The 7,984-nt window shown below is 70.6% G+C and carries 7 protein-coding genes and 1 pseudogene; 6 read left to right on the top strand and 2 right to left on the bottom strand.

The annotated features are described in order from the left end of the window. Positions 1–94: 94 nt before the first annotated feature. The 4 genes from AB0J09_RS48945 (at position 95) to AB0J09_RS48930 (ending at position 4,197) form a co-directional block, all read left to right on the top strand. Entirely contained in the window at positions 95–1,186 is a 1,092-nt protein-coding gene (locus AB0J09_RS48945; RefSeq protein ID WP_360707650.1) for a hypothetical protein, read from the top strand. 9 nt (positions 1,187–1,195) lie between these two features. After that, positions 1,196–1,627: an RbsD/FucU domain-containing protein gene (locus tag AB0J09_RS48940; RefSeq protein ID WP_360707648.1), complete on the top strand. Its 432-nt coding sequence runs from the start codon at positions 1,196–1,198 to the stop codon at positions 1,625–1,627. A gap of 171 nt (positions 1,628–1,798) precedes the next feature. Next, entirely contained in the window at positions 1,799–3,367 is a 1,569-nt protein-coding gene (locus tag AB0J09_RS48935; RefSeq protein WP_360707645.1) for a phosphodiester glycosidase family protein, read from the top strand. A gap of 416 nt (positions 3,368–3,783) precedes the next feature. Beyond that, positions 3,784–4,197, top strand: coding sequence for a VOC family protein (locus AB0J09_RS48930; RefSeq protein ID WP_360707643.1), 414 nt, complete (start codon positions 3,784–3,786; stop codon positions 4,195–4,197). A gap of 113 nt (positions 4,198–4,310) precedes the next feature. Here AB0J09_RS48930 and AB0J09_RS48925 read toward each other — a convergent pair whose 3' ends face one another. Both AB0J09_RS48925 and AB0J09_RS48920 read right to left on the bottom strand, forming a co-directional pair. Further along, entirely contained in the window at positions 4,311–5,807 is a 1,497-nt protein-coding gene (locus AB0J09_RS48925; RefSeq protein ID WP_360707640.1) for an IMP dehydrogenase, read from the bottom strand. Positions 5,808–6,019: 212 nt separating this feature from the next. Continuing rightward, the gene (locus tag AB0J09_RS48920; protein ID WP_360707638.1) at positions 6,020–6,247 is read right to left on the bottom strand and encodes a hypothetical protein; all 228 of its coding nucleotides are present in this window, start codon (positions 6,245–6,247) and stop codon (positions 6,020–6,022) included. Between the two features lie 208 nt (positions 6,248–6,455). On the opposite strand from AB0J09_RS48920, the gene AB0J09_RS48915 reads away from it, so the two are divergent. Together AB0J09_RS48915 and AB0J09_RS48910 are read left to right on the top strand one after the other, a co-directional pair. After that, complete coding sequence (locus AB0J09_RS48915) at positions 6,456–7,535, top strand: hypothetical protein (protein ID WP_360707635.1); 1,080 nt, start codon at positions 6,456–6,458, stop codon at positions 7,533–7,535. Positions 7,536–7,544: 9 nt separating this feature from the next. Then, a pseudogene (locus AB0J09_RS48910) lies at positions 7,545–7,984 on the top strand (hypothetical protein); the annotation flags it as partial.

Raw genomic sequence — 7,984 nt, 5'->3', positions numbered from 1 at the left:
CTCAGGCGTCCCTCCGGCGTACCAGCCAGCCTGTCAACGGTCATGAGGATCCCCAGGTAGGTGGACTTGGGTTCTCTCAGCTGGCGGCCATCAGATGTCGCAGTTCCTCGACGAGTTCGATCCCGACACGGACGTCGCTCTCGTCTATCCGCTGAGCACGATCGCCGGGCACGGCCCGGCGCACCCTGCCGGCGCGCACTTCGCCGTGTGGGCGGAGACCATGGCGCGTCACGGCGTGCCGTACCGGATCGTGGACGAGAGGGCCGTCGCGGGCTCGCGCAGCGACAGCGGGCGCATCCGCATCGGCGACGCCGACTACCGCTGCGTTGTCCTCCCGGGCGTGCAGCTGACGCTGGCCGAGGGCCTCGGTGAAGCCCTCGCCGGCGCCCGCGCGGCCGGGGTGCGGGTCGTGACGTCCGGGCCGACGCTGGTCGCCGGCGACGGTGCCAGGGCGTCGGACCCTTCCCCTGCTCCCGAGGATGTGCTCGAGCTCCTCCACGACGTGCGCGGGGGCGACGCGATCGCGATCACGCCCGTGGACCGGAGGACCCTCTGGACGCGGACCGGCCGTGACCGGGACGCGACCTTGTACGCGGCCGCCTTCAACGACGCGGACACGCCGGCCCATCTGGTCGTGGAGCTCCCAGAGGGGAGATGGCGCGTCTCCCGGTGGACGCCCTCGACCGGCCAGGTCGAAACCCGCGACGCCGACCGCTCGTCCGTGCTGCGCGTCGACGCGCAGGAAATCGTCTGTGTCAGCGCGGTGCGCGTGCCCGAGGACGAGATCCCTCTGACGGACGGATGGACGCTCGCGCTCGCCGGCCGTGAAGGGGTGCCCGTGAGCGTGGAGACGCCGCTGGAGGAGCAGCTCCCCGAGCCGCTGGACGGTGCGGTCACCTACGTCCGGCAGGTGCGGCTCCCGCCGGGGGAATGGGAGCTTGTGCTCGACGGCGTGCAGGACGCCGTCGAGGTGTTCGCCGACAGCGAGCCCGTCGGGCGGGCCGCGTGGCCGCCGTACCGCTTCGCCCTCGGCCGGTTCGCCGGCCGGGAGGTGTGGCTCGAGATCGCCGTGGCGCCGAGCGCTGCGGACCGCTACTACCGTGGATCCCCGTTGCGCGGGCGCTCCTCGAGCCGGTCGGGCATCACCCGGCCGCCGCGGCTCGTGCGCGCGCCGATCGGCGGCTGAGAGGACGACATGCTCAAGCACATCCACCCGCTCATCGGCCCGGAGCTCCTCGCGGCGCTCGCCCGGATGGGGCACGGCGACACGCTCGCCGTCGTCGACGCCAACTATCCCGCCTATGCGCCGGGCGTCCCCGTCGTCCGGCTCGACGGCGTCGACGTCGTCACCGCGGTCGACGCCATCCTGACCCTGCTGCCGATCGACGACTTCGAGCCGGAGCCCGTTGCGCGGATGGCCGTGGTCGGCGATCCGGACGCCCTCCCTCCGGTCGCGCGCGAGGTCGGCGACGTCGTGGAGCGGGTCGAGGGACGGCAGGTCCGCGTGCGGGTCGTGGACCGGCCCGACTTCTACGCCGAAGCCCGCCGGGCCTCCGTCGTCGTCGCGACGGGCGAGACCCGGGCGTACGGATGCTTCCTGCTCACGAAGGGTGTCATCCGCGGCTAACCGCCTCTGAACGCTGACCGCCGCGCCCTTGTGTGACGGGGCGACGGTATGTGCGGAAGGCGGAGTTGTTCACCAGGGTGCTCCGCGGGAAACCTCTCGCGTTCGGTTCCGGGCCATCCGCGAGCCCTTGACTGCACGACGCACATATTCGCTCATGAAATGAGGACGTACATGCGCCGGAGCACCCTTTCGGCCCTCGCGGCGGTCGTGACCGTGCTGGCCGTTAACGCGCCCGCCGCGTCGGCCACACCGGAGGACTCCTTCTTCGGCGGAAGGCTGCCGCTGAGCTCGCCGCCCGTGAGCACCACCGTGGCGCCCGGCGTGACCCTGACCTCGATGTCGCTCGGGGCCAAGGACAGCGGCGACTACTGGACGGTTCAGGTGTACCTGCCTGGCACGATCGACGGGCCGCTCAACACCGCCAACACCGCCCTGGGAGCGAAGGAGATCGCCGATCGCGTGGCCGGGGCGGTGCGGGAGAAGGGGTTCGAGCCACGGGTCGAGGAGGTCTCATCACCCGCGTACGCCGATCATCCGGCGGGTACGCTCGGCTGGATCGTCCGGGTCGGGCAGTACGCCACCAGCCCCGAGGCGTCGGCCGCGCTCACCAAGATCAGGGCGGCCGGGTTCGCCGGGGGCACGCGCTACACCGCGCAGGACGGCACCGACCCGGGGGCGCCCCAGAAAGTGCACGTGCTCCGCGTGGACTTCCGCGAGTTCGGCGGCACGGTCGGCACCGAATTCGGACCGGCGTTGAACGGCACGGAGAAGCTGACCGACCTCGCCGCCGCGGCGGGCGCGGTGGCCGGGATCAACGCGCAGTGGTTCTACAACAACGCGCCCGGCGGCATGTACGTCAAGGACGGCAAGCTGATCGGCTCGGCCACGCAGGGGCGCGCCGGAATCAAGATCACCAGAGGTGGGCGGTCGGTGGACGTGGACGCGTACACCGCCCACGTGAGCCTGCGGGCCGGCCGGGAGAGTGTCGAGATCGACGGCGTCAACCGGGTGCCGGGCGAGATCTGGAACTGCGGCGGCGTGGGCGGCGACCAACCGACGGAGAAGCCGCAGCACGACCTGAAGTGCACCGACAGCAGCGAGCTGGTGCTGTTCACCCCCGAATGGGGCACGCCGCCCGCCGGCGCGGGAGCTGAGGTCGTGCTCGACGCCGGCGGCAAGGTCACAGCGGTGAACACCTCGCGCGGCGCGGGCGTCCCCACCGGCGGGTCCACCGTGCAGGCCATCGGCGACAGCGCCGCCTGGCTGCTCGAGCACGCGAAGGTGGGCGAGCGGCTGCGCGTGAGCGAGCGGGTCGAGGACAGCAGGGGCCGGCACGTGGCGCTCACCCCCGACACCACGATCCTCCAAGTCGGCCCCACCCTCGTCACGGACGGGAAGGTGTCGGTGAACGCCGCGGCCGACGGGCTCATCCGCGAGGGCACGGATCAGACTTTCACCTACAACTGGGCCGTACGCGCCAACCCGCGGTCGATGATCGGCATGGACCAGCAGGGGCGCCTCATGCTGGTCGTCATCGACGGGCGGCAGGACGGCTACAGCGAAGGGCTCGGGATCGCGCAGACCGGTGAGCTCATGAAGCTGCTCGGCGCGCGTGAGGCCATGAACCTCGACGGCGGCGGCTCCAGCGTCATGGTGACCTCGGGCGCCGGCATCGTGAACCGGCCCTCTGACGCGACGGGCCAGCGTTCGCTCGGCAACGTCTTCCTCGTCCGCCCGTAGGCGGCCGGGCAGCCCGGCGCCGAAGGGGCGGCCCAGCCGACCAGGTGAGAGGGATTCCCGCGAAGCGTCAAGGCCCTGGCCGACCCCTTATGGGCACGGTGGCGACGTCAGGCAGTTCCACAGGCCCTCGGCCACGCGATCATAGGCGCCCCTGTGACCAGGGGGCCCCGTGTCCACGGGCGGCGTCTCGACAGGCCCCGGGGCGATCGCGTTGACCAGCACGTTGTGCTCGGCGACCTCCAACGCGAGGCCGTCCGCTCGGGTCCGTGTCCGGGAGTTCCCGGCCAGATTGACATAGAAGCCCTGCGTGGCGAAACAGCTCGCCAAACCGATCAGGATTGAAGAAGCGATGGTTGCCCGGCCTCCGTAGCGTGAGGCTCATGTGCATCACCCCTTACGCACAAAGGAGACAAGGCATGAAAGCGCACGTGAGCTCGATCCTCCTCGGCGTCCGGGACATGGAGGTGTCCAAGCGGTTCTACACGGAGGGGCTCGGCTGGAAGGTCCAGCACGATTACGGCGTCTCGGTGTTCTTCGAACCGGACGGCGGCTCGCCCGTCGGCTTCTACGGTCGCGAGGGCCTGGCAGACCAGGTGGGCACGAGCCCGCAGGGCAGCGGTTTCAGCGGGCTGGTCCTCACCTACGTAGTCCGCAGCGAAGCGCGGGTCGACGAGATCATCGCGGAGGCCGAGAAGGCCGGCGCTACGATCCTCAAGCCCGCCGGCCCCCTGCCGTGGGGCGGATACGGCGGTTCTTTCGCGGACCCGGACGGCTACATCTGGAGCCTCGGCTACAGCGCCCAGGGAGAGGACCAGCCCTACGCGGAGTAGCCGCCGAAGAAAGCTTCGGGCGAGTGTGGGCGACCCCTGTCTGGCACGCTGGTGTCGGACTGCCTGGGTGACACCGTGAAGCAAGACGGCCGACCGAGTCGGCTGGCAGCTTCTCAGGTTAGTGCCGGCGGGGCGTCGCGCAGGGTGACGCTGGCGTGGTTCTCCTGGAAGCTCTGGTCCGAGACAAGAGTGAGCCGGGCGGTGGACTGGAATTCTGGCAGCGTGATGGAGCCGCAGGAGACCATCGTGGTCTTGAGCTTGGCGATCGTCAGGGCGAGCCCTTCGTTGAGGTCGCCGGCGTAGGGGACGTAGCCGTCGACCCCTTCCTCGAAGACCAGCCCTTGGCCTCCCTGACCGTAGCGCTGCCAGTTGCGGGCGCGGTTCGATCCTTCGCCCCAGTACTCCTTGACGAAGCCCTCGCGGGTGGGCAGCTTCGCGCCGGCTGCCTGGTCGAAGCGCGCGAAGTAACGCCCCATCATGACGAAGTCGGCTCCCATCGCCAGAGCCAGGGCCACGTGGTAGTCGTGCACGAGCCCGCCGTCGGAGCAGATCGGCACGTACTCGCCGGTGCGCTCGCGGAAGGCGTCCCGAGCCGCAGAGACGTCGAGAACCGCGCTGGCCTGGCCGCGGCCGATGCCCTTTTGGTCGCGGGTGATGCAGATGGAGCCGCCGCCCACGCCGACCTTGACGAAGTCGGCACCGGCCTCGGCGAGGAAGGTGAACGCCTCACCGTCGACCACGTTGCCGCCGCCGACTGGGATCTCCGGATAGTGCTTCTTCACCCAGGTCAGTGCCTGTGCCTGCCAGTCGCTGTAGCCGTCGGAGGAGTCGAAGCACAGCACGTCCGCGCCTCCTTCCAGCAGGGCCGGGACGCGCTCTTGGTAGTCATGCGTGTTGACGCCCGCGCCCACGCGCAGGCGCTTGGCGGCATCCACGACCTGGTTCGGGAAGCGCTTGTTGTCGGTGTAGTCGGATCGGAACACCAGATGCAGCAGGTGGCCCTCAGTATCCAGCACCGGAAGGCAGTCCAGGCGCTCGTCCCACAACCGGGCGTTGGCCTCAGAGAGCGTGATGTCGGGGCCGGCATGGGGAAGGTCGGCGAGGGCGGTCATCCGGCCGCTGACCGGTCCGTTGAGGTCATGGCGTTGGGGGTGGAAGTCGCGGGACGTCACCAGTCCGAGGAGGCGGCCGGCGGCGGTCCCGTCGTGGGTGACCGCAGCGGTGCTGTGGCCGGTGCGGCGCATGACGTCTGCCAGGAGGCTCAGGCTATCGTCGGGCCGGACGTTCGTGTCGCTGGTGACGAAACCGGCCTTGAAGTTTTTCACCTGCCGGACCGCTGCCGCCTGGTCCAGGATCGGTTGGTTGTGGTGCAGGAAGCAGAGACCGCCATTGCGCGCGAGTGCAATCGCGAGATCGGGTGTGCCCACGGCCTGCATGATCGCGGAGGTGAACGGGACGTGCAGCTCGATCGCCGATTCTTCGCCTCCGAAGTGCCGTACCAAGGGCGTGCGCAGGTCAACCGCCGCAGGCGAGCAGTCGGTGCGGGTCCGGTTCGGCAAGAGCAGATATTCGTTGAACGTCCGTGAGACCTCGGCGATAATCTGTGCCACTCATTCCTCCTGACGCGTCGACCGGGGCCTGACTGCCCCGTGGTCAAGATCGCCTCCTCGCCCCAAAGGGGGCAGGCATCGCAAGGCAGCCGTGGAGGTGCCGCAAGCTGCAGAGCTCATGACTGGCCCCGTGGATCGGAACAGGGTGCGGTCGTGACTTGGCACCCTATCGATCGGCCTACCTTTGCCGGCAATCAGGGGCACCGATGCCCTCAGAGCAGGAGTCCCAGGGTTTCGGGCGTTTCCCAGGCCGTCAGATGCCGCTCAGGGTCGGTTTCCTCCTGCGCGCAGTGGTTGATCAGCTCGGCGAGGGCTCGCCGGTCCTGCTCGGGGAGGTCCTGCAGGAGGGCGATCACCGGCTCGAGCACCTGCATCGTGGCCTCGGGCGTGATGGCGTCGTCGCTGGACGCCATCGCGGTCTTGGAGCCGAGGTCGAACACGGCGGCGAGTTGGAGAGGGTCGACCGCGGGCGCGGGGTTCGATCACGGAGCAGCTTGTCCTCGTCTGTCAGATGCCGCCAGTCTGGTGATCTTGTGGTCCGTGTCTGTCCTTTGGCAGAGCGGTGGGTGTCAGGCCAGGGGAAGATCTGCCGGTCGGCGGATAGGCCCGGCGTGGGGCGTGCTCGAGGCTTGAGCCATGAGGAAGGTAATGGCGAAGTGGCCCCACTGGGCCGGGTATGCGGCGGCCGTCTGGTCGCTGTGTTACGGGGCGCTCGGGCTGTTCTGGGCGCTGGGCGGCAGCGGGTTTCCCTTCGGCAGGAGTGATCCCGACTGGGAGCCGGGGTTGTCGGTGCTAGGGGAGGCGACCCGGGAGGTGGCGGCACCGCTGATCGCGGTGCTCGGCGCGCTGGGGGCGGTCGCCGGGCTGGCGATTGCGCGCGGGGTCCGGCGAGGCCGTGCCGTGCTGCTGGGGTTCGCCTGGCTGGCAGCGGTCGTGCTGACCGTGGTGGTCACCGACAACCGGGTGCTGATGCTGGTGGCCTACGCGCCGCTGCTGGCGGTGTTCGCCTTCACCGGGGTGCCGGGCGGGCAGCCGATGTCGGAACTGGTGCCGTGGTCGCGGATCAACCTGTTCATCATCTTGGCGGGCGGGCTGCTGTGGACGCTGGCTGCGCTGGCTTACCAGTGGCGCACGGCGGCCAGGTGCATGACGTGCGGGCGGGGCCGGCAAGGGCCGGCGCGCTGGGCCACGCCGCAGGCGGTGCGGCGCTGGGGACTGTGGGCGGTGGTGGTCGCGGCGGCCATCCCGGCCCTGTACGACGCCAGCCGCTTCGCCTGGGCGGCGGGCATCCCGCTGGGGGTCACCGAGGAGTTCTGGCGGTGGCTGGATGAGTCGGGGCTGCGTTGGGGCGGACTGTTCCTCAGCCTGATCGGCCTGGGCGGTGCGATCCTCACCCTCGGGCTCGTGCAGCGCTGGGGCGAGGTCTACCCGCGATGGATCTGGTTCAAGGCGGGCAGGCCGGTGCCGCCCATGCTGGCCATCATTCCCGCCTCGATCGTGTCGTTGATCGTGCTGTCGGGCGGGCTGACCTACTGGCGGCTGCGGGTGGTGCACGGGTTCGATGACTGGGCCATGTGGGCGACGTGGGCGCCGTCGCTGGCGTGGCCGGTGTGGGGCGTCGCCCTGGCCGCCGCCACCCTCGCCTACTACCTGCGCCGCCGCGGCGCCTGCCGGGTGTGCGGACGCGGCGGGCGCCTGGAGGCTGAGCCGGCGGCCGAGCGTGGCTAGGCTCGCGGCATGAAGCCGTCTGGCGGAGCGGAGGACCGGCGCGGCGAGATGGCACGCCGGTCGCCGGTCACCGCACTGCGCCGGCTCTCGGTTGCCTGGGGGGCGGGCGCCGCCGGGGCGGTCTCGCTGGCCGTCACGCTGGCGCATCCGCTGACCGGGAGGGTCAGCGACAGCGCGCCGTTGCTGGTGGGTGAGGTGTCGGTGCTCCTGGTCCTGACCGCTGTTACCGTCCGGCGCTCACCAGGGGGGCGGGCGGTCGTGTCGGCGGGTCTGAGCGGGCTGGCGGTGGCGCTCATCTTGCTGCGTGCCGTGTGGCAGGGACCAGCACAGCTGATGTTCGGCGCCTGCGCCGGGTGGGCGCTCGGCGCTGTGGCGGCAGCGGGGGTCGGGCTCTACCTGCGTGGACTGGACGACAAGCGGCAGCGCGCGGTCGAGGAGGCCACCCGGGC

This window comes from Nonomuraea sp. NPDC049784 (genome assembly GCF_040659615.1).
Lineage (GTDB): Bacteria > Actinomycetota > Actinomycetes > Streptosporangiales > Streptosporangiaceae > Nonomuraea.
This window is presented reverse-complemented; position numbering and strand designations above follow the sequence as displayed.

Coding starts and splice junctions, on each gene's coding strand:
- AB0J09_RS48945 (WP_360707650.1), top strand. CDS start 95: ATGTCGCAGTTCCTCGACGAGTTCGATCCCGACACGGACGTCGCTCTC.
- AB0J09_RS48940 (WP_360707648.1), top strand. CDS start 1,196: ATGCTCAAGCACATCCACCCGCTCATCGGCCCGGAGCTCCTCGCGGCG.
- AB0J09_RS48935 (WP_360707645.1), top strand. CDS start 1,799: ATGCGCCGGAGCACCCTTTCGGCCCTCGCGGCGGTCGTGACCGTGCTG.
- AB0J09_RS48930 (WP_360707643.1), top strand. CDS start 3,784: ATGAAAGCGCACGTGAGCTCGATCCTCCTCGGCGTCCGGGACATGGAG.
- AB0J09_RS48915 (WP_360707635.1), top strand. CDS start 6,456: ATGGCGAAGTGGCCCCACTGGGCCGGGTATGCGGCGGCCGTCTGGTCG.